General features: G+C 45.8%; 16 protein-coding genes and 1 pseudogene. 6 read left to right on the top strand and 11 right to left on the bottom strand.

Annotated features, from left to right (window positions below; translation table 11 throughout):
* Window positions 1-172: 172 nt before the first annotated feature.
* The 3 genes from OLTU_RS00835 to OLTU_RS00825 form a co-directional block, all read right to left on the bottom strand.
* The gene (locus OLTU_RS00835; RefSeq protein ID WP_218109764.1) at window positions 173-1,663 is read right to left on the bottom strand and encodes an NAD(P)/FAD-dependent oxidoreductase; all 1,491 of its coding nucleotides are present in this window, start codon (window positions 1,661-1,663) and stop codon (window positions 173-175) included.
* A gap of 308 nt (window positions 1,664-1,971) precedes the next feature.
* Window positions 1,972-3,402, bottom strand: coding sequence for a DUF2142 domain-containing protein (locus OLTU_RS00830; protein WP_176736221.1), 1,431 nt, complete (start codon window positions 3,400-3,402; stop codon window positions 1,972-1,974).
* A 191-nt stretch (window positions 3,403-3,593) separates the two neighbouring features.
* Window positions 3,594-4,268 carry a methyltransferase domain-containing protein gene (locus tag OLTU_RS00825; protein ID WP_141730865.1) on the bottom strand — a complete coding sequence of 225 codons (675 nt, stop codon included), beginning with the start codon at window positions 4,266-4,268 and terminating at the stop codon, window positions 3,594-3,596.
* Window positions 4,269-4,370: 102 nt separating this feature from the next.
* On the opposite strand from OLTU_RS00825, the gene OLTU_RS00820 reads away from it, so the two are divergent.
* A complete protein-coding gene (locus tag OLTU_RS00820; RefSeq protein WP_141730864.1) occupies window positions 4,371-5,741 on the top strand; it encodes a hypothetical protein in 1,371 nt (456 codons plus the stop codon).
* Between the two features lie 8 nt (window positions 5,742-5,749).
* Here OLTU_RS00820 and OLTU_RS00815 read toward each other — a convergent pair whose 3' ends face one another.
* Complete coding sequence (locus OLTU_RS00815; protein WP_141730863.1) at window positions 5,750-6,631, bottom strand: phytanoyl-CoA dioxygenase family protein; 882 nt, start codon at window positions 6,629-6,631, stop codon at window positions 5,750-5,752.
* A 261-nt stretch (window positions 6,632-6,892) separates the two neighbouring features.
* On the opposite strand from OLTU_RS00815, the gene OLTU_RS00810 reads away from it, so the two are divergent.
* Window positions 6,893-8,887, top strand: coding sequence for a glycosyltransferase family 2 protein (locus tag OLTU_RS00810; RefSeq protein WP_141730862.1), 1,995 nt, complete (start codon window positions 6,893-6,895; stop codon window positions 8,885-8,887).
* Window positions 8,888-8,893: 6 nt separating this feature from the next.
* On the opposite strand, the pseudogene OLTU_RS00805 reads toward OLTU_RS00810, so the two are convergent.
* The 6 genes and pseudogenes from OLTU_RS00805 to rfbB all read right to left on the bottom strand — a co-directional run.
* Window positions 8,894-9,658, bottom strand: a pseudogene (locus OLTU_RS00805) (glycosyltransferase family 2 protein); the annotation flags it as partial.
* Entirely contained in the window at window positions 9,659-10,726 is a 1,068-nt protein-coding gene (locus tag OLTU_RS00800; protein ID WP_141730860.1) for an NAD-dependent epimerase/dehydratase family protein, read from the bottom strand. It abuts the pseudogene before it with no gap.
* A 41-nt stretch (window positions 10,727-10,767) separates the two neighbouring features.
* Window positions 10,768-11,832, bottom strand: coding sequence for an NAD-dependent epimerase/dehydratase family protein (locus tag OLTU_RS00795; RefSeq protein WP_141730859.1), 1,065 nt, complete (start codon window positions 11,830-11,832; stop codon window positions 10,768-10,770).
* Between the two features lie 21 nt (window positions 11,833-11,853).
* A complete protein-coding gene (rfbC, locus tag OLTU_RS00790; RefSeq protein ID WP_141730858.1) occupies window positions 11,854-12,411 on the bottom strand; it encodes a dTDP-4-dehydrorhamnose 3,5-epimerase in 558 nt (185 codons plus the stop codon).
* A complete protein-coding gene (gene rfbA, locus OLTU_RS00785; RefSeq protein WP_141730857.1) occupies window positions 12,402-13,316 on the bottom strand; it encodes a glucose-1-phosphate thymidylyltransferase RfbA in 915 nt (304 codons plus the stop codon). Before rfbA ends, rfbC begins: the two co-directional genes overlap by 10 nt.
* A 21-nt stretch (window positions 13,317-13,337) precedes the next feature.
* Window positions 13,338-14,396, bottom strand: a complete 1,059-nt coding sequence (gene rfbB, locus OLTU_RS00780; RefSeq protein ID WP_141730856.1) for a dTDP-glucose 4,6-dehydratase — start codon at window positions 14,394-14,396, stop codon at window positions 13,338-13,340.
* A 1,414-nt stretch (window positions 14,397-15,810) separates the two neighbouring features.
* On the opposite strand from rfbB, the gene OLTU_RS00775 reads away from it, so the two are divergent.
* The 3 genes from OLTU_RS00775 to OLTU_RS00765 are packed head-to-tail and all read left to right on the top strand — an operon-like array spanning window position 15,811 to window position 19,988.
* A complete protein-coding gene (locus OLTU_RS00775; RefSeq protein WP_141730855.1) occupies window positions 15,811-16,590 on the top strand; it encodes an ABC transporter permease in 780 nt (259 codons plus the stop codon).
* Complete coding sequence (locus OLTU_RS00770; protein WP_141730854.1) at window positions 16,565-17,884, top strand: ABC transporter ATP-binding protein; 1,320 nt, start codon at window positions 16,565-16,567, stop codon at window positions 17,882-17,884. The genes OLTU_RS00775 and OLTU_RS00770 overlap by 26 nt, the downstream gene beginning before the upstream one ends.
* On the top strand, window positions 17,844-19,988 hold the full coding sequence (locus OLTU_RS00765; RefSeq protein ID WP_141730853.1) for a hypothetical protein: 2,145 nt from the start codon (window positions 17,844-17,846) through the stop codon (window positions 19,986-19,988). Before OLTU_RS00770 ends, OLTU_RS00765 begins: the two co-directional genes overlap by 41 nt.
* Before the next feature lie 109 nt (window positions 19,989-20,097).
* Here the strand turns inward: OLTU_RS00765 and OLTU_RS00760 are convergent.
* Window positions 20,098-21,209, bottom strand: a protein-coding gene (locus OLTU_RS00760; protein ID WP_218109763.1) for an IS3 family transposase whose coding sequence is annotated in 2 segments (ribosomal slippage) — window positions 20,098-20,954 and window positions 20,954-21,209 — 1,113 coding nt in all. Because the reading frame shifts where the segments join, the coding sequence is not laid out codon by codon here.
* 625 nt (window positions 21,210-21,834) lie between these two features.
* Between OLTU_RS00760 and OLTU_RS00755 the strand changes: the two genes are divergently transcribed.
* Complete coding sequence (locus OLTU_RS00755) at window positions 21,835-22,695, top strand: IS3 family transposase (protein ID WP_141730851.1); 861 nt, start codon at window positions 21,835-21,837, stop codon at window positions 22,693-22,695.
* The last annotated feature ends 56 nt before the right edge of the window (window positions 22,696-22,751 follow it).

Here is a 22,751-nt window from a genome sequence, read left to right as displayed (position 1 = left end):
ATCAAATGCCTTCTTCCTTACAACTCTGCAGTTCTCCTGCCAAGATACAAACACAGCATATGCCTCTCCCCTGAACAAACCAGGGGAAGGCAGAGCAGTCCTGAGTTTCATTAAGGCTAAGCTTAGCCCTGGGGGGTTCTAAACTTTGCTCTTGATACGGCAAGGGTTAAACTTACGAACTCACGCGACTTGGCACAAGACGTAAACCGCTCAGCGCTGCTTTTCCAGCTTCACCTGATTCATGATACTCAGCATCCTGGTTAACTTGCCAAAGATCATAGACCTTGCGCCCAGCTATGATATTTTCAGCACAAAGCATGGCTGTCATCATTGCATGATCCTGATTGTTATACTTGTGCATTCCGTTTCTTCCTACCAAATGCAAACCTGGATAGGAGGCCTCGATTTCCTTGGCCAGAATTTCAACATTGACAGCGTACTCATCATCATAAACCGGGTATGCTTTTGGCTGGCGAACGACGCAGGCGTCCACAACTTCAGCTGCACTAGCCAAACCAATTTTTTCGAGTTCTCTCTTTCCCAAAGCAATCAAATCTTCATCTTTGGCAGCCCAGATTTGGTCTCCCTCAAAACAGAAATATTCCAAACCATAACAGTTATATTGCGGATCTGGCACCATTTCAGGTGACCATGATTTGAAATTCTGGATGCGGCCAACCTTTACACCAGGATCGTGTATGTAGATCCAGTTATCATCAAAGATTTTGCGATCTGGAAGAATAAGGACAACTGTGAGGAAGTCCCTATATTTGAGGTTTTTTGCTGCTCTTATGGCAGCTGGGGACATCCTTGGTTGGAGCGATTGAGCGAGTTCTCGCATCGGAGCAGAAGAAATGACATCATCAAACTCCTGGTCAATAATCTGACCTTGAGGACATTCGCACTTAACAAGCCAGTTCTTTTTGTCTTGTTGAAAAGTACAACCAATCACACGGTATCCCATGTGAATAGTACCTCCCTGTTCTCTGGTCTTTTCTGCGCAAACTTCCCACATCATACCTGGGCCTTTGCGAGGATATCGGAATGAATCGATCAACGTCTTGATAACATTCGTCCGATTTTTCGGTCTTGTCTTTGGTTTAATAGCGTTCCAGATAGCCGAGCCAAGAGAGAGGCCCTTGATGCGCTGTGCGGCCCAGTCAGCAGAAATCTCAGAACATTTCATGCCCCATACTTTTTCTGTATAGGTCTTGAAGAAGATTCGAAATAAACGCCAACCGAATTGATTGCTCACCCAACTCTGAAAATCTTTGGGATTCTTGATAGGCATCAGCTTTGCTTTGACATAAGATAGGACACAAAGCACTGACTCGATAATGCCTAATTTGGTGAGTGCATCGAAAGCACGAAGTGGGTATGAAAAGAAGTTGCCACGGTAGAAAATGCGTGACGAGCGGGGACGCTCAAGCATATCGTTGGGTAAAATCTCAGTCCAAAAGTCCTCAACTTCTTTGCTCTTGGAAAAGAAACGATGGCCGCCGATATCAAAATGATAGCCTTTATATCGAGCTGTCCTCGAAATACCACCAACGTAAACCGGGTCACTCTCAAATATAGTAACCTGCTGTTTGTTCTTAGTAAGCAAATATGCTGCCGTCAAACCAGCGGGCCCAGCTCCAATGATTCCAATTCTCTTAGTCACAATACTACCCCTTCAAAGATCCTACGCCCAGCTAATCGGAGCGAAGCGCGATCATTCACGTATTCCAATTCAACTAGGTTATCAGGCTCGTTTTGCGTTTTCCACGGGAACATCTAGGGGAAAATGTCTAGTCTTCAGATTGCTCTTTCCATTGGCCAATATCCTTTCAGGTACGAGCAAAAACTGCCACCCTACCTTTATGTTACGTCTGACACGTTCCCCTCATGCCAAAAACGGCGTAAAAATGATTGTTCAACAAGTCTCGATTACCAGCAATGCAAAAATCTCCATAAGCTAATTATCAAGGACTAACCATAGTAGCGAACTATGAGCGCTTCATACATGGCCCAGTGTAAAATCCCTGTACTGACAATAGCCACAGCAAACAACATTACATGTGGACGTTTGAGCTTCGCAGTCACTACGGAGAAGCAAAGTAACCCAAAAGGAAGTAAAGGAATAAAATACCGTCCCTGAAACCCATCGATTCCACTATGCGCTACAGGGTTCCAGGAGCAATAGAGAGCCAGTGCAATGGCTGCACATCCTCCCAGTAACCCTCCAAATGATACTGCCCTTAGAGCAATCGCGGCCTTTCCCCAATGCAGTGGCAAAGTTAATGCGAGAAGGCTTATCACAACGATGTGCCAAGCAATCAAATGATGCGGCAATGGTGTATCCAACCACCCCAAGTATCCACCTACAGCCATTTCTAAAAGATTACCTTTTACAATGTGCCTTTCCATTTCACTAAAAAAGAGCTGAACAAACGTTATCGGGTTATCAAAAACCCAATGCATTTGCGCATCAGGGTCTACTTTAATATGGAAAATGGAAGGATTATAGATTTGATGTGCCGTTCTGTTCCAGATAAGCATTAATAGAGTAAAAAATGCCAGCAGAATATTTGAAACCCAAAAGGATTTTTGATCAATCCTTCCTTGCTTCTTGTTTAAATAGTGCACAAAAATAATAGGCAATATAAGAGGAAAATAAACGGGTTTACTTAAAACCAATAATCCAAATACCAGACTCCCGAGGGGAGCGAGTTTTCCATTCTTTTCTTCAGAATTCTCTGTTTGAGCAACAACAATGGCGGCCAACAAAAAAGAAAGTGAAAGAATGAGCGCATCTGCTGAGCATGAGGCGAACGAAAAAAGGCACATTGGCATAAGAGCCAAAACCCAAATTAGATAACGCATTGTTACTGAAATTCTGAGTGAAATCGTGATTATCAGCACAGAAACAATCAAATTAAAAATGCGAGCTCCATACATGAGCGCTAAAGGCGGGACATCAAACAGCCTCAAGATGGAAATACTAATAGCTTGAGGCAAATAAGGAATTGGAGTATACAGCGCTGTATTTGAAAAATTTGCAAAAACTTTTTTGTCCTGTTCAAGCCTCTGATTCCATAGCTCCTTCAGAAGTTTCAAATCAATTTTCGCTTCATACTTGAAGGCTATTGAATAACCCAGGCGCTCTGCCATATCGTGAATGCTCTTTGGAATTTCTCTTCCTGTAAACTCTCCTTGCTTCACAGACAAAATATGCCCTTCCGATATCTCATAAGCTCGAAATAAATGAGTAGGTTCGTCCGGCACCTGAAACGGAGGAGTCAAGAAGCAAAGGACGAGTCCACTTAGGAGTGCTATCAAGGCAAAGCTAAAGAAAGTAAAACGTTTGAGGAAAACGTCTGATCTTTGACCGGTGCAGAAATTTTGCCAGAAGTTTTTCACGGTTGTTTCCAATTGAATCCAATAGAGGAATTTGCATTCCGCGCATCAAATCAGACGTAGGACTAAACTAAATCATTCACAAAACTGACTTGCCGGCATTCCTCATGATGGACTGCAACAGCGACGACTCAGCCATTCCACTATGTGCATTTGCGCTTCCACACCAAAGAACTCATGAGGCTCCTGCGACCTTATGTCTTGCTGGCAATTATGAGGAATTGTTTGCCTAGAATTTTCCAAGCTAAAGGCATATTCAGATAGAGTCTTGTCAACCATGGACTGGCTGGCAAACGACTCCTAAATGATAGCGGCAGAAACCGGTCCCAGACCAATTCAATTTTGAATCCGGATGCAGCAAGATGCTCCATAACAGCTAAATGAGACAGCGGAAGGACATGATCTGCAAAATCGAAATATGACTTATAGCAATACTTGTAATTGGGGCCCATAATTGCAATACGGCCGCCTGTCTTCATCGCCAGCGAGAGCTTTGAAAGCAGAGCTGCAATATCATGATAAGTCATCAGATGCTCGAGAAAATTCGAAACAAAGACACCTTCGAAATAGTGATCAGGTAGCTGAGCATCGAAGATACTGGATTTCATAAATTTTATGTTTTGATGTAGTCCAATCGATTCATATTCAACCATATCAATTACCCAACGCTCCCTGGCCGGGATGTGCTGAATAAATTCGAGCTGGCCACCTGCTGGATCAAGCACCACTTGCGGCTTACCCATCGCTACGAATATTTTTTCGGCGATCGGCCGCCAGACAGCCATCTTTTTTTGAAGATCTATACCCTGGAATCGGTATGAATACAGCTTCTGGAAATTCATAGCGACCACACTTGTGGAAGCTGTCATATAAGTTCCCCTGCATAAGTGAGAGATATTCCTGTTGCGCCGTAAATGATAGCCGCGTTAAGTTCATTTGTTAACTCATAGTTCGTACCCGGAGGAAGAACCTTGTTGAAGGGCTTGGGCAAGTTGCAGGTAAATATTGTCTTATTAGTGGCTGCAGCTGCATTATGGGTCACTTTGGCCTTCATGCATTTCAATCAAATTCGCCTGCACGCTGTAAATATCCCGGCATCCGATGAATGGGAAATACTTAACAATGACGCCAATTTGACTTTAAAAGATCCTGCTTGGATATTTTCTCAGCAAAACGAGCATAGGATTGTTCCAACCAAGCTCATTAACGTCATTTTTGCTTATGCCACCGATTGGAATCTTGCTCTGCAGATAATGTTTAATTTTTTCATCTATCTTGGGCTGGTCCTTTACCTGACATTTCTTTTAGCGAAGTTGGTCCCTGATCAACGCTGGATTCCGGTTCTAAGCAGCATTTTTCTCTTAACAACTCTGCCCTGGGAAGATCATTTCTGGGCCTTTCAGTCCTGCTTTCATTTTTTGATACTTGCCTCTCTATGGTGTTGTCATCTCTTTCTCTATAAGACAGCTGGCCCCACTCAAGTATGGAGCAGGATCCTGGCTGCTTTAACCTGCATCTACGCTCTTTACGCAGGAATACTTGTGAGCTTGACACTATTGGGGCTCATGGGCGTGCGTCTGTTCTACGATCATAGGGTAAAAAAGCATAAGGGCACGACGAAGAGTTTCGCCGCTTTCGCTCTCCTTACAGCTTCCATCGCTGTCGCATGCTGGGCTTATTTTCAATTTGGGTATGTGAAAAGGCAAACCAGCCTTGATCAATTGGCTCTGCCTTATCAATGGACCTATTGGGAATATTTTTTTAATCTAGTCGGTCTTGGCTTTGGGGCTATTCAAATCAACTGGAAGGTCGGTTTTGTCCTTTTTGTGCTTTCATACGCACCAGTACTCATCCTTCTTTGGCAACGAAGAAAAAACCTACGAAAGGAAGACTGGCTATTACTTGGCCTCTACGGAGCTGTGACTGTTATCCTCGCTTCCATTGCAGTAGGTCGAGGAGCCGCCTTCGGGGTCTCTCAATCCAAATCATCAAGATATGCTGAGTTTGCGAGCCTCTTGATACCGTTGATGCTTACCTCTTGGTATGTAGTACTTCAAAAGCAAAAGCATGTGGCAGCAGGTGCATTTGCCTTACTCTGCCTACTAACAGCGTATTCGGTCCGCCACTCATGGAATTTCCAGGAGGTCTATAAGGACGCTTGGACTTTTCGGAATGCAGGACGTGATTGTGTCTTTCAATATTATTCCAATCAAGGCGATGGAACATGCAGTACCATATTTCCCTGGGGCAGCATTAAGGATCGCCTTGAATTTGCACGGTCGCTCAAAGTTTCATTCTATAAAGAGTGGGAAGCACGCGCGGCTCGTACCAGCGCGCAGTAATCCTGGATTTACTGTGGAACCGGCTGGCGAGATCTCTTCCAATAAAAACCCTGTCCGACCGGCTCTTGCGACAGTTTTGGACAGTCAATTGACCTCCAGTAGTGAGTCACCAAACTTTTGCGACTCTTCTGCAAATTTTGAATGGGTGACCCTCCATGGAAGAGTTGACTGTGCCAAATGAACATATCACCTTTTCGAGCACAAAATCTTTCCGCCCTGAGTCCCCGGCTCTCCACTGCCCTTTGCATATACTCGGCGTATTTCTCCATTTCATCAGCCTTGGCGTTGATGCCACCATGTGAAAACCGAAAAGGAGGAATTAAATGGCTGCCAGGATAATACTGCAGGGGTCCGGCATCATCATCACAGTCTTCGAGCGCAATCCAGGTCGCTGCTAAATTGAGATCCACAGGCGCGGGCATATATAGGGAATCCGTGTGAAACTGCTGCTGGGATCCATAGATGAAATTTAGAGTGTTGCAGACCAGCGGAGCGGCACCCAAAAGTTGCCTCAATATGGCAACCAATTGCGGCGCCAGAACTACATTTCTAACAATATCTGATTCCAAATATAAGTCGTTGAGCTTGAAGGGAAAAAAGCGGGCATCTTGAGGGGAGTTCTTTAGATTGACGCGCTTTTCGCGATCGGTCCCCACAAAAATATCAATAACAATATTGGACCTTTCACGGTTTTCCTGTTCCCAGAGTTCGTCCATGTATTGATTGACTCGATTAATCCCATCATCTGAGAAAAAACCCGGCAGGACAAGAAAACCATTGGTCTTCCAAAAGGCCATGTCCTGCTCTGAAAGGATTGAACTTTGCTGTTCTTTCGAAGCAAATGGCAGGCGGCGAGAAATTCCCCCCCAAAAATCGGTCAGAGCTCGCATGTATTTCCCTTATGCAATCACGTCATAAAGACTTATTTAAAGTATGTCAATGAATGTGCTCCATATTCTGGGTATCATAACCTCAACTTGCCATCAACTTTGTCTTTACCTATGCTCTAAGAGTTAGCGAATAATCGTGCTTTCAAAGCCCAACCCTCTTTTTTAGTGAGGAGTGGCGGGAAAGTATGACCTCTGCTAGATTCCAAGGCCCCTCTCTGGGTCCATTTCAGTCGGAGTGACAATTTGAGCATTAGAAACAGAATGAAGCGATTGGCTTTTGCTATTTTGACAATCGATTGGATTGGCCGCCCGCTTCGAAAGCTGGCTTTTGTTACTATGAAAGGCTGCTACAAACTTTATATAGCATCAGTTCGCTTCCATGAAACTGTTCCATACGTTCGACTTCTAGCAGGTAAAACGGATGGGCCGAAATTAGCCCGCGTTGCGAAATATTATATTCACCTGAAAAATCTGATTCCGCTCTTACCATTAAGACCTAAAATTAGTGTATTGATTCCAGTCTATAAGGTGAAAGTTGAGTACTTTGAAGAGGCATTGCGTTCAATAACTCAACAAGTTTATCCGAATTGGGAAATCTGCATCGTAGATGACTGTTCCGGAATGCCCGAGATTACAAGGATTATTGACAAGTACAGAGCTGCTTATCCAGATAAAATCAAAGCTACTTACAATCAGAAAAACCTTCATATTTCATTGACTTCCAATGAATGCTTAAAATTAGCAACAGGGGACTATGTAGCTCTACTCGATCATGATGATCGGCTTTATCCAAACTCCCTTGCCGAAGTTGTCCGCTACATCAACCTGCACAGTGGTCCGGATATCATGTATTCCGACGAAAGAACTGTGACAGGTGACGGGGATAAGCGCAATCTCGCTTACTTTAAACCAGACTGGTCCCCATTCATGCATCTATGCATGAATTACACGACTCACCTTTCTGTTTATCGCACTGATCTGCTCCGAAAAATCGGAGGATTCCGCCAAGGTTTTGAGGGTTCACAAGACCACGATTTGATGCTTCGCGCGGTTGAGAACACTCAAAAACCTGTGGTTCATATTCCCCTATGCCTCTATCAATGGCGTGCCCATGAAGCCAGTACTGCCTCGTCGATCGACGCAAAACCCTATGCAGCCATTGCTGGCGAAAAGGCTGTCACCGAAGCCTTGAAGCGACGTGGCAGACCATGTAAAGTTGAGTACGAACCCCATACACAGCACTATAGGCTCAAGTTTGAGTTGAGTGGCCAACAACCACTCGTTTCGATCGTGATACCCTCAAAAGACAGCTACAATTTGATTCAAACTTGCCTCGAATCCATCTTTGATTTGTCCACATACCGAAATTTCGAGATTATAATCAGCGACAATGGGTCACAGGATCCAAAATGCCTGGCTCTTTATGACCAGTATTCGAAATCCTATCCTACCCAATTTAAGCTGGTTAAGGAGGAGGCCGCCTTCAATTTTGGAAGACAAATCAACAAGGGGGCCGCTCATTCATCAGGTGACTATCTTCTGTTCCTTAACAATGACACCAAAGTCATTACCCCAAGCTGGATCGAAGAGATGCTTACTTTGGCTCAATTTGAAGAAGTTGGCGCCGTCGGATGCAAACTTGTTGACCAAAACGAGAAACTCCAGCACGGCGGCATCCTGGCAGCCGGCCGCACCATTGCAGTTCACGCCGGGAATTTCCTGGACCGCAACCACAATCTCTATTGCAATGTTTTAAATACAATCCATGAAACGATGGCTGTAACTGGCGCCTGTCTTATGATACAGCGCGCGAAGTTTCTCGCTGTCGGCGGATTTGATGAAGTTTTTCTGCCGAATGGCTATGGAGACATTGAGCTGTGCCTCAAGTTGCGAGATCGTGGTTATACTCATCTCTACACGCCTTATGCAGAGCTTTATCATTATGAATCGCCAAGCCGGGGTATCGCGATCGAGCACTTCGAGCGATTCTATTTAATGCAACGTCGAGGACAGGATCTTTTGGCTGATCCCTATCAAAATCCAAACCTTCAAATGGATAGCCTCTATTCAGTCGATCCTTTCTATCTGGATTTGGACTTAAATCGTGAAGAATTTGAATTCTTCCTGAACCATGAACAGAAAGATTGGGTCTCCTTGTCTTTGGGAAAACTCGGGAAAAAACATGCTGATGGACGGCAAGAATTGCGTCGGAAAAAGAAAAAGCTGCCGGCTCAAGCAGCTCCTTCTTCTGTCTGAAGCTTTTTATCGGGTCTGAAAAACAAGAACGTCTTTCTTGCGATAGTCTCCGCGAGAAAGAAGTTTCTCTATAAGGCAGTAGAGAATGATGAAAAGATAACGGGATCCCATCTCTTTGATCTTCAGTTTGCTCTCCCCGCTGGTTCGGTTGATCCAGTCGTTGGGCACCACCGCGTAGGAATAGCCCCGTACGATGGCCTTAAGGGGCAATTCCACTGTCAGGTTAAAATGATGGGACAGAAAAGGTTTCAACCCTTGTATCACTTCCCGACGATACAACTTGAAGGCATTGGTCGTATCATTGTATCGCAGCCCAAAGAGCAGCTGGATAAACAGATTGACGGCACGGTTCACAAAGAGCTTGAACTTAGGGTAGTCAACAACTTTGGAATGTCGAGTCCATCTGTTGCCAAATACGCAGTCAACATTCTTCTGGAACATGGTATGATAATAGTTTATGAGGTCTTCAGGGCGATCGCTTGCATCGGCCATGTAAACAGCGACAGCATCACCGCTGAAATTCTCCAAACCACAACGAACAGCAAAACCAAACCCATTAGGCGGCTGGTTGTTAATATAACGGAGGCTTGGGATCTCTTGCATTAGACTCTGCAAGATAGCTTCCGTTCTGTCGCGAGAATTGTCGTTAACCACCAATATTTCGTGAGCGATTGACTCCTGGGATAGCACCGCATGCAAAGCCCGAACTGTCGCTTCAATGCAGCCTTCCTCATTGTGTGCCGGGATAACGACGCTCAAAATTGTCATCGCTTATGCTCCGTATCTTTCCTGAGCCGCAGCTACAATTTCAGACATGATGGACTCAAGATCGTATTGGTATTGCCAAGCGGGATAGTCATACTGGAAGGCACGTACATCACTTATGTACCAAATATGATCACCAGAGCGATTCTGCTCAGACAGCGAATATTGGACACGCTTGCCGGACAGCTTCTCTATCAAATCAATTGCTTCCAGCATCGAGCAATTGCTATGCCTTGATCCTCCCATATTGTAAACGGCCCCTGGCTTTGGCTTGCTATGGAAATGCCAAAAGGCGTTAACGAGGTCATAAGAATGAATGTTATCGCGCACCTGCTTGCCCTTGTAGCCATATATCGTATAAGGCTTTCCGGTTACCGCGCATTTGACGAGATATGCAAGGAAGCCATGCAATTCGGCACCTGAGTGCGCCGGCCCGGTCAGGCACCCCCCACGGAATGTACCTGTCTTCATGCCGAAGTAGCGACCGTATTCCTGAACCATGACATCCGCAGCCACTTTGGAAGCTCCAAAAACTGAGTGCTTGGACTGATCGATCGACATGGTTTCGTCGATTCCAAACTTATGGAAAGGGTGGCTCTCCGCCACTTCCCAACGCTTTTCCAGCTCAACCAGCGGAAGAACGTTAGGCAGGTCCCCATAGACCTTGTTTGTAGAAGTGAAAATGAAGGTGGCTTCGGAAGCAAACTTGCGGGTTGCTTCAAGGAGGACCAAGGTTCCCGTGGCATTGACTGAGAAATCCGTCAATGGCTCCCTTGCAGCCCAGTCATGGCTTGGTTGGGCAGCAGTATGGACTACGAGGCTAATATCTTTTCCATATTTCTGAAAGACAGCATCAATGGCAGACGAATCGCGAATATCAATGGATTGATGTGTAAAACTTTTAAGAGATTCCGACAACTGACACGTATTCCACTCTGTCGAGCCGTCCTCTCCAAAGAAATACTTGCGCATATTATTATCAATACCAACAACTCTCATGCCTTTTTCATGCAGAAACTTAACCGTCTCACTGCCAATTAATCCTGATGAGCCGGTGACAATTGCAACAGACATACTGATCAATCCTTTGAAATGACGTGAATCTGTGCCGAATACTAGGCAAATATTGGTCTTAAATCACTTTCGTTGTCATGGATCCAGTTGTAAATATCTTCAACAATTCCTGCAGAATCTAAAGCAGGCTTCCATCCAAAAGTCTTTTCGGCCTTGCTGGAATCCGTCAAATACAAGGGTACATCGAGCTGATTCGTGTTCGGCTCGCAGGCAATTTCAACTTCTCGCTCTGTAATCCGACGGCAGTGCTCCGTATATTCGCTCAAGGAAGTTGATACGGACAGACCTCCACCGATGTTGTAGACTTCGCCCGCACAGGATTCTGCCATCTCCAACTGACTTTTCATGAGTGTATAAAGATCACGAGGATGCACGAGATCACGAACCTGCAAGCCCTGGCCACCATATCCTATATATTTTAGGGGTTTCCCAAAATAGTGGTTGGCAACCCAAAGAGTAAAGACTCCTTGATCAACTTTCCCAAATTGCCCACGACCAGCTATCACACCACAACGATTAATGATAATTTTGGTCCCATAACTGTTCAAATACTCCAGAGCCATTAGTTCCGAAGCAAGTTTGGAGGCGCCATAAATGGACTTGGCCTTAGCCACACAGAAGTTTTCTGCAATGCCGCAGCTGCTGAAACCTTGCAGGTTTTGATTTGGCACAGGGACAAAGCGGTTACCATGAGTTTCAAGTTGAATGGAATTCAGGGCAGAGATCGAATAAACGCGCGAGGTTGATAAGAATATAGTTCGATCGACATATTTTCGTGCAAATTCAAAACAATTCAGAGATCCAACCAAATTGGTATGAAGAACGTAAGATGGATCACCCTGGGCCCCTGCATGGACGCTTGGTTCTGCTGAAGCTTCTATCATAACATCGAACGTTTCATGCAAATCAGAAAGATCACTTGGATTGCGAATATCACCATGCACAAACTGAATATTACGTTCTTTAAAAATCCTGACGTTCAGCTCTGATCCTCGACGCCGAAGATTGTCAAGGCAGACTATTTTAGCGGTCGGGAACTCGTCCCGGAAAAGGTTGGCAAGGGATGAGCCAACAAATCCGGCTCCACCAGTTATGAGAATCTTCATCCTTGACTCCGGCACTACTCGTTATTTTATATATCGAGGCAATTCTTCAGATTGGAAATCCCGCAATCGCCGCGCTTTCTCATCCTTCGGGGAAAGCTTCGGTAAATCAATAGGCCACGAGATACCTATATCGGGATCATTCCAGAGGAGAGAATGTTCGGTTTGGGGGCTATAGTACGCATCGCACTTGTAACTGAAAAGAGCTGTTTCGCTTGTTACAACAAAGCCATGGGCAAATCCAGCGGGAACCCAGAATTGCCGCTTGTTCTCTCCATTCAGTAAAAGCCCGAACCACTTGCCAAATGTCGGAGAACCCAGTCGGATGTCCACAGCTACGTCAAAAACCTCGCCTTCCAGAACCGAGACCAGTTTGCCTTGGATTCCGGGATTCTGGAAATGCAAACCCCGGAGTATTCCATGCCCTGAAAAGGAGAGATTATCCTGAACAAAATTTGATGGGATTCCGGCATCGGCATAACGCCGAGCACTATAAGTCTCCAGAAAGTAACCGCGCGAATCACCAAACACCTTGGGTTCGATAATTTTTAGTCCCGGGATTTCCGTTTCTTTTATATCCATAACGGACCTCCACCCTCCAGGAGACTCTGGAGGTATTTTCCGTAACCACTTTTCTCAAGAGGGTGAGCCAGGGCTGCTAGCCCTTCACTATCAATATAACCCATCCGCCAGGCGATCTCCTCTGGACAGCAAATTTTCAGACCCTGGCGTTTTTCCACCGCTTCCGCAAAATTCGTTGCCTCGACCAGAGAATCGTGAGTTCCCGTGTCAAGCCAAGCAGTTCCACGGCCTAATATCTCACACTGAAGTTTATGGCGCTCGAGGTAAACTCGATTAACGTCGGTAATTTCAAGCTCACCCCGGGCTGAAGGGCGGATGCTGTGAGCGATATCGACGACATCATTATCGTAAAAATAAAGGCCCGTAACAGCATAGTGAGATTTTGGGCTTTTCGGTTTTTCTTCGACGCTTATGACGCGTCCTGATTCATCAAACTCAGCGACTCCGTATCGCTCAGGATCCCGTACCCAGTACCCAAAAACAGTCGCACCCTCCAGGCGTTCGTTTGCTTGCCGTAAAGATTGCGTCAATCCATGACCGAAGTAAATGTTATCTCCGAGAATTAGACAGGATGGATCACTGCCTACAAATTCCTTACCGATATGGAAGGCTTGTGCCAGTCCTTCCGGCTTCGGTTGCTCCGCATAAGAAAGACTAATTCCCCACTGGGATCCATCCCCCAGCAATCTCTGAAACTGAGGAAGGTCTTGCGGTGTACTAATGATGAGCACATCCTGGATGCCGCTCAGCATGAGTATGGAGAGCGGATAATAAATCATAGGCTTGTCATAAACAGGAAGGAGCTGCTTACTGACGGCTAACGTCAAAGGATGAAGACGCGTTCCCGACCCCCCAGCGAGTATGATTCCTTTCCGACGAACGGGACTTTGATACTTATGCTGCATGAATTGCGGACCTTCCCTTCATTATTTAATGACGCCCAGGCGCTCAAGACGATAACTTCCATCAAGCACATGCGCACACCAGCCGGATTGATTTTCGATATACCAGTTGACCGTTTTCCGAATGCCAGTGTTGAAATTTTCAAGGGCTTTCCACCCCAGCTCATTTTCCAGTTTACTGGCGTCAATTGCATAACGATGATCGTGCCCCGGTCGATCAGTAACAAATTCGATCAAACTGCGGCGTGGCTGTTTACTTGCAAGAGGTTGAACTTCGTCAAGGATGTCACAAATTGATTCCACAACTTCGAGATTTGTGCGCTCATTCCGCCCCCCAATATTATACACTTCACCAAGACTGCCTTTGGCAAGGACCAGAAGCAGGGCGCGAGCGTGGTCATCCACATAAAGCCAGTCGCGGATGTTGTCGCCTTTGCCGTAAACCGGCAGTCTTTTTCCAGCCAATGCATTGAGGGTGATAAGTGGAATAAGTTTTTCGGGAAACTGATAAGGTCCGTAGTTGTTCGAACAATTTGTCGTTACTACTGGCAATCCATATGTATGATGCCAAGCACGAACCAGATGATCAGACGATGCCTTACTGGCGCTATAAGGAGAGTTTGGTTGATACGGCGTAGTTTCCTTAAAGAGTCCTGTCGATCCTAAAGAGCCATATACTTCGTCAGTCGATACGTGATGGAATCGGAATTTTTCTTTGCGCTCTCTTGGCAAGTCCGCCCAATACTTCCTGGAAACCTCGAGCAGGTTATAAGTGCCCATTACATTAGTCTGTATAAACGCCCCCGGACCTTCAATGGAACGGTCAACATGGGATTCGGCGGCAAGGTGCATCACGGCATCTGGTTGGTGCTGAGCAAAAATAGCTTCCAGAGCGGGGCGGTCACAGATATCAGTTTTTTCGAAAAAATAGCCAGTCATTTGGGACACCGTGGCAAGTGACTCCAGATTGCCTGCATATGTCAAATTATCAACATTAATAATTTGGAATGATTTCGTTTCCAATGCCATGCGCACAACAGCCGAGCCAATAAAGCCGGCACCACCCGTAACGAGCAATTTCAAGGAATTCCTCCGATCTTACGCGACTAAAAAAAACGTTCACGGTCGTTCCCTGCTCCCGTGATTCACGTAGCATAGGCTTGATCTATAACATATCAGGCCAGCAGGCCTAGGATAGCGGATTCATTTAAAAATGCACAGTCTTTCAGGTATCATTCAGGAATCTTTGAGTGAACGATACTCTTAAATCCCTGGCAGTTCGTAAACGATCGCCTAAACCAAACGGATAGACTTCAAGGAAGGATCCCCCTCTCTGCTCAGATGCAAGATGCCTCAAGCATTCAAGACCTCTCGTCCTTGGTAGGTTGTCTGCCTGGTAGGTTTTCTTGAAATGCCACGATTTTCTATATCCGTATGCCACCACCAAGAAAAATGCGAGTAGGAACAGCCGTGAATTCTTGTGTTGCAGATTGAGGATTTTCGTCCAGGCGCAGACGGATATTGGTAAAAGCAAAGCTGCAAACTCCACATAACGTGAGAAATAGGCCTGCCAAACGGAAGCCAGCTCGGCCTATGGAAATGGCCGCCAATGTGGCATCAATTAGCCTCCGAAGTCCTCCCAGGAGCCAAACATCCGTTTGCACATGACGAAAACGGATCTGTCGCAAAGCAAGGCATAACATAGGTACTGTCGTCCATATCAAGATTATGATGCCAGGAAACAAAGAACGCGATTTAAACCCAAACCCATTTGCAAGGAGTGGGAAAAGTATTGCCAAAAACCGTATTGATGGAGAAACACAAATGCGGGTGCCCCGCTATCTTTTGATAGTCCTGCGTAAGGTATAATACCAGAGCACCTAGGACTATGACGGCAAAAAAAGGGTGGATTAGCTCACGCCTTGATGCGTCATTATGAATAGCTCTAAGTAAGCCATGGCAGGAAAATAGAAGACTAGGGTGACCCATGAGAACGAATCCGGCTGAATTTTATCCAGAATTCGCTGCAGGACGGCGAGTATGACCAAAAACAGCAAAAAACTCTGCAGAATTTGTGTCCGCAGATTCCAGGAATCCCATCGATAGAGAAGCCAAATTTGAATTATTGTTGGAACGATTCGATGTTCGTTATGCTGACGTAACAGCAGGAAGCATCGAAATCAGAGGGCAAAAAAGGCTGGGTCAGACTCTCCCATTCATCCCCAACAGGAACATCGGAGGGGAACACTCCAACATCTGAATTGAAACCTCAAAGGAAATTAATTAACATTATCAACTTGCGATAGATTAACAAACTGTTAAGAATCCTCCTTAGAATAAATGGACCGGTCGCATAGGCCATTTAGGCGGCAAAACCATCCTCTGTTGGCAACTTTTTGCGTTTTCCCTTATAAAGATGCTATTGTTTCAGTGTCTTTAACACACCAGTCCTGATAATGAGTTTTCATTTCAGAGGTGCCAGCAATAGTGATCTTTGATGATTGATATAATTTCCATCAAAAAACATACTTGGCTTGATCTTGTCACCCTTCTGGTCCAGCGGGACCTGAGAGTGCGCTATCGGGGTTCCATTCTAGGTTACTGTTGGAGCATGCTGAATCCTCTCCTCTATATGATCATTCTTTCCCTGGTTTTCAGCCACATCGTCCGCATAAAAATGGATGCATTTGCCATTTTCATTTTATCCGGAATCATGGGTTGGAACCTTTTCCAGCAGAGCGTGGGGATCGGCATCAATAGCATCGTGGCCAATGGCCATTTGCTGAGGAAAGTTCCTATACCTGCTTTTCTGTTTCCAGCATCCAGCGTACTGGGCGTGTTGGTCAACTTCGTCTTGTCATTTATTCCTTTTATAGTCGTGTCAGCCGTCCTGTCAAAGGTCCCCGGTTGGTCTCTTATCGCCCTCCCTGCTATTATTGTGCCTTATTTATGTTTCATTTTCGGTATTGTTCTGGCTCTTTCCAGCATCAATGTTCGTTTTCGGGATGTCGGCCATTCGATGGAACCGATACTTCAAATACTTTTTTACGCCACGCCCATTGTTTATCCCTTAAGCAGCATTCCCGAAAAATATCATGTATTCTTCAACTTGAATCCTCTCACTCACTTCGTAGGGGCACTACGCACCGTTCTTTTTGACAATAAGATTCCATCTGTGCAAGTTATTGCGTTGCTCTATGCCGTAGCGACAATAGCTCTCCTAGTGGGCCTCTTGATTCACAGGAAATTACGTGACCAGTTTATCTACAACCTCTAAACCAGAGCCTCAAATTATTTGCCGTGGCATCGTGGTGGAATATGAGCTGCAGCGGTATCGAGCATCGACTCTTAAAGATGCAGTTATCGGCACCTTCAAACGCCGGAGGCAGCCCAATCGCAATGTTCATCGGGCTCTCAAGGGTATTGACCTCGAAATTCAACGCGGCGAGTTTGTAGCCATTTTAGGACACAATGGAAGTGGAAAGTCAACATTACTAAAAGTCCTTTGCGGCATATTGCCCCCAAGCCAAGGCACAGTTGCCACAAAAGGGATTTGTGTACCCTTGATCGAACTCGGAGCTGGATTCGACCCTGAATTGACTGGACGCGAGAACATTTTCTTAAGCTTAGGCCTGCTAGGTTTGAATAAAAAGGAGATTGAAGAACGCATCCCTGATATCGAAGATTTTTCTGAGCTTGGCGAATTTCTTGATATGCCAATCAAAACTTATAGTTCCGGCATGCATATGCGCCTGGGGTTTGCGTGTTCTGTTTGCATCAATGCGGATGTCCTGCTTATTGACGAGATTCTTGCAGTTGGTGATGAGAATTTTCAGAAAAAGTGCATTAACCGCATGAATGAGATTCGTTCTTCCGGAACGACAATGATCCTGGTTTCGCACGATGCCAATCACGCTCAGCAGATGGCTGATCGAGTTATCGTTTTAGACCAAGGAACAAAAATTTTCGAAGGCGGTCCAAGCGATGGGGTCAGATTTTATCATGAGCTTATGGCAAGAAAACTGGAAGAGGCAAAGCCTAAGCATGTTCGCGATGAAGAAAGACGCAAGAAAGAACTCATAGAAAATGACGCAATGGGGATCGGCTTAGGAGAAGCACGGCTTCGGAAGGCTATTTTACGCAGCACCAAAGGTCGCTCCATCCTTTTCCCAGAAGATGATGGAGTCTTATCTATTGAGTTTGAAATCTTAAAGGAGCTTGATGCCGACCCATGCATCGGTTTTGCAATTCACACATCTGATGAGAGAAATTTGCGAATACTCGGAGGCAATACTAAACTTTTGAGCACAAGGAGCTCTTCATCAGGATATCGCCGACCAGGGGTTTACACGGCAACCTTTAACTTGAAATTCCTGAATCTGGCTGCCGGCAGCTACAAGCTCATTACTGCCATTCACAGTCTTTCATTGCAACAAACTTTTGATATCAATACGAATGCTCTGAACTTTGACATTGGTAACACCAATGACCCTAACAACTTTGACAAGGATCTGGTTGCAGTTCACTCACTTGTCCAGCAAGTGGAGATCACGAATCAATACTTTCACTGAGACAGCCGCGAAATTTCTAGATGTTAAGTTTAGACATTCTATCCATGCTTTAAAAAAAAGGGCTATTCGGAATAATCGTTGGGCCATTTTTTTACTATTTTTCATCTTTAGTGTCTGGCCGATAAAGACCAAGCAGCATTCCCTCGTTCCACACTTCGCTCGCCAGGAATTTGGATTCAGTGATATTAAACCCTGGATTCAGGGAATAAATAAGCAAACGCCTGCGGTTTTTAAAGTAATTATAGGCCTTGATTTTGCTGAAAATACAAATACTCGCAGCTCACTAGAGCATGAACTTTTTTCACATAAGATGACTTCAGAGGGGTTACAAAGCCGTGCCCGAGCTTACCCATGGAGATACGCCCAATCCATCGCATTTCCGATAGCGACATTTAATCGAAAAAATCACTGCACATTGAAGGTGATTCTGAGCAACGGCCTCTCGTCAGATTTCATAGATTGTGAGGATATTTCTGACAATCAATTAGTCTCCTTTCATTTCAATCAATGGATAAAACCTGGAATTTATTCCCTGCGTTTTGAATCAACGGCCGAGCCAGGACAAGAAATTGCACCCTACTATTCAGAAGACAAGGACAATCAACCATGGATTCTGCCTTTTCAGGGCAAACTACATGTGAACTTCCTGGATTATTTTAGAGCTCTCTTGTTTAGAGACCCGGCAAAAGCATCTATTTATGGCATAGGGCTTGCGTTACTATTACTTTTCATTTCAGGAACATGGCCTTTCTCGTACAAGGCAATCTTTATTTATATTTCAGTAGTTTTTTTCGCGAATTTAGCCTCCCTGCCATTCTCAGGATACGATGAAACAGCCCATATCTCGATGTTTCAGGAGGCGGCCAAGGACAGACTCGAAATAAAATCAGATCAAACTTTCAACAAGGAAGTATGGCTTGCCATGGCTGAGTCAGACTTTTTTAGACTTCACAGCGTCGACCCGAAAATCTCCGATGCATGCCCTCATAGCATAGTAGGGCATTGCGGAGTGACAGCTCCCCCAATTCGCCTCTATTCAACCTACGTAAAAATCCTGGAACTCTTCGGCTTTAAAGAAGTTACTCCTCTCAGAATTATTAGATTTGCCCAATTCTTAAATGCTTTCCTTATCCTGTCTGTCCTCGGCCTAGCTAGAGTTTTTCTGAATACGAGTGAACTTGCTGCATTTGTTCTATCTCTTTCCTTTCTAGGTGGCATGATTGCTCAATCTCCGTCTTTGACCAATGACATTCCTCTGTTCATTCTAGGATGCCTATGCCTTCTATCTGCGGCGACAATTATTCAAAAATCGATTACAAAAGGCATTATATCTTTGCTAATTACTTCGATATTTTTCCATGCGGTTAGAAATTTTGATATTAGTTCGGTTACTGCGCTTCCATTTCTTTGCGCTCTCATTGTATTGTTAATGATCAAAGGGGCTGTAGTTCGGACAGATACAATGCCCCCTTCTCAAATCTCATTTGGCAAAGCACTGTTGTTTTTTCTAGGCTTTATACTCTGCATTATCGTCTGCGTAGGTATATTTAAGTCTATGATTAGTGAGCAATATTTTTTGAGTACACTATCCGAGATCGAAGGAAGGGTCTTGTTACTTAGAGATCTAGAAAGACTAGATTTCGAAAATTCAGTCAACATTATCGTATCGTATTGGAGGTCTTATATTGGGTCATACGTATGGGGCCATAGCTATTGGCCAAATATCTACTATGTTTTTTCAGCCGCAGCCTATATAGCTGCAGTCATTTCAGGTTTGAGAATCCTGAAGTCGAAAGCTTCCCCAAGGGTTTTTTACACGTCCGGCATCACGCTTGCGGCTCTAATTGCAACACAGGTAGTCATCATTCTCTCTATCGCGAGTGAACCTTCGTCTGCTGGTGATCAGGTTTTTCGTGATTCTTATACCAAGGTGAGGCTTTCTGCTCCTATAGCACCTGCTTTGCTTATTCTACCTGCGTTGACCGGTTCTATGCTTAGCTTCAAATCCAAGATGGTTAAACTCTTGTGGCTCTGGTTAATAATCTTCGCGCTTGCATCAGCCATTCTTTTACCCACAAAATTTTTCTTAGCTGACATTTTTTAATCCAGCGGCTATTCACCGTCAAAGTGACGGGATTCCCCGAAACTCCTCCAAACAGAACTTTAAACTCGCATTTCCTGAGGGGTTCCCCGAAACTCCTCCAAACAGAACTTTAAACTCGCATTTCCTCAGCTCTATTTAAGTCAAAATCCCTCAGGAATTCCCGGGGCGTTCTATTACCCAAAGATCCATGCGGACGCTCCTCGTTGTACTCGCGCCGCCATTGTTCGATCTTATCCCGGGCATCTTCCAGGTCTTCAAATACTGTCTGGTTAAGACATTCATCCCGAAACCGACCGTTGAAAGACTCGATAAAAGGATTGTCAGTCGGTTTCGCCGGACGGGAGAAGTCCAGCTTCACGTCTTTCCAGTGCGCCCAGTCATCGAGCGCCTTGCTGATGAACTCACTGCCGTTGTCGACATTGATGAATGAGGCCATCTCATGACCATGAGACAGCTTTTCGAGGGCATTTGCAACATGTTTCCCGGTCATGCTCCGGCCACATTCAAGTAACACTGCTTCACGACTAAAGGTGTCAACCACCGTCAGGATGCGAATGGATTTTCCATCGGCCAGAGAATCGTGAACAAAGTCCATGCACCAGCGTTGATTCGGGCCCGTTGGTGGGGCCGGCACTATCCGGATTTGTGAGCGCCGCTTGCGGAAATACTTCCCGTGACGCAGGCTCAATCCTTCGCTGACATAGATGCGGTGCACCTTCTTGCGATTGATCAGCCACCCCTCACGGCGCAAAAGCACGTGAATGCGCTTGTATCCATATCGAACACGGCTCTGGGCGATATCCCTGATCCTCATCCGGATCACCGGATCATCGCGTCGGCGGGCCCGGTATCGGCAGCTCGATCGGTCCAGCAGCACAAGGCTGCACGAGCGTCTCTCCGAAATCCGATAGGCTTGTCTCAGGAAGTCTGCAATCTCCCGCTTCCTTGCAGGCTTCAGAGCTTTTTTTCAATGACCTCCTGCAGCATGTGCTTGTCCAGGCTCAGGTCGGCAACGAGGCGCTTGATCTTTCGATTCTCGTCTTCAAGGAGACGCATCCGTTTGAGTTCCGTTGAGCCAACCCCGCCGTACTTTTTCTTCCACGTGTAAAACGTCTGCTGCGAAATTCCCAGCCGACGACACACATCCGCCACAGCCTCGCCGGCCTCCGCCTGGCGCAGGGCATACACGATCTGTTCCTCGGTGTACTTGGATGTTTTCATACATCTCTCCACGTCAAAGAGAGCTGAATTATAGTGCTTTTTTCAAGTTTTCGCCGGAGGATTTTTCAGGGTCAACGTCACTTGAATTCAACTCTTGCCCAATATCGGACAGACGTCAACCCGAGCGGTAGGCCGTCTTTAGAAACTGCAAGGCTCGCATGCATGAGAACGCCGCACACCCTGCATTCCTTCTGAAACTCTCGGCAAGTGATCGCGGAAGGGGATCTTTCCTGGTAAAACCCATTTATCCGGATCTTCTCTCGTGTGAGAGAACTCGCATGTATCGTGCAGAATAAGGGCAGGGCCGCTCGTGGCTTTTATTCTTTTTGAAGTTTGGCTGATGTGGCCTCCTAGGATTTCGTGCTCTTCAACTCTGTTGTTCGACAGGAAGCGATATGTCGCCTTTGGACTGTTCCCCTCCTAGTTCGTACAGGGTATAACAACTTCTGTACTTACGGAGTATGCAATGAAGACCGACTTTCAGAGATGGACAGCCAAACGCAAGGTGGAACTGATTCTGCGTATTATGAAAGGTGAAACAACCTAATTGATATTTGCCGTGAACAGGACCTGAAGCAGTCGGAAGTCGAAGGCTGGATCGAGGCATTCCTTAAAACCGGTGAGAATGGTCTCAAAACCAATGCCAGGGATGAGCAAGGCCAGCATGAGCGTGAGATCAAGGACCTCAGAGCCAAGGTTGGCGAACTTGTTCTGGAGCTTGACGCGGGAAAAAGTGGCAGGCTCTGAGCCAGGATCCCGAGATGCACTCCTGATTCTTCAGAGCACCCTCCGGGACGAAGGCAAGAACGTGCCTCTAAGTAAGCTATGCCAATGGTTTGAAATACCTCGGTCGAATATCTATTACAAGCCAAAGACTCCAAAAGCTCGCACTATGGATAAGGATCTTACGATACGTATTCGCGAGATTATCGAGGATTTTCCCGCATACGGTGTGCGCAGGATCCACGCTGTGATCCGAAACTGGGATGGGCTTAAAGTGAATCGCAAGAAGGTGCATAGGATTGTAAAGTTGAACGGCTGGCAGAAAACCGAAAAGCCCCGTGGCATGCGGCCTCGGGTCCAGGGACAACGTCACTTGGCGTTCAGGTCCGATCAACTCTGGGCCACTGATACAACCAGCATTTTCTGCGGCAAAGATGGGTGGTGTTACCTGACAGCCGTCATTGACTGTTTTGATCGTGAAATAGTGGGCTGGAGGCTTTCCAGCTCCGGTAAAGCCAAGGTAGCTGCTGCTGCTCTTGAGGACAGTCTGAGAGCCCGTGGGTTGATCTGGAACCCGAAAGTCCATCTAACCCTTCGAAGCGATAACGGGCTTGTTTTTGGTGCCAGGGATTTCGTTGCAGTGGCACAGCGTCGCGGCATAGAGCAGCAGTACATTACCCCTTATTCGCCAGAGCAAAACGGTATGATCGGCGCTTTTTCCGTTCTCTTAAAGAAGAGTACATATGGCTCAATCGATTCGTAAGCGACTGACCATGCCCCACTTGAGAACTCATTACGAAATGCTGAGAATTGCCTTAA

It is taken from the genome of Oligoflexus tunisiensis (assembly GCF_001748245.1).
GTDB lineage: Bacteria > Bdellovibrionota_B > Oligoflexia > Oligoflexales > Oligoflexaceae > Oligoflexus > Oligoflexus tunisiensis.
This window is presented reverse-complemented; position numbering and strand designations above follow the sequence as displayed.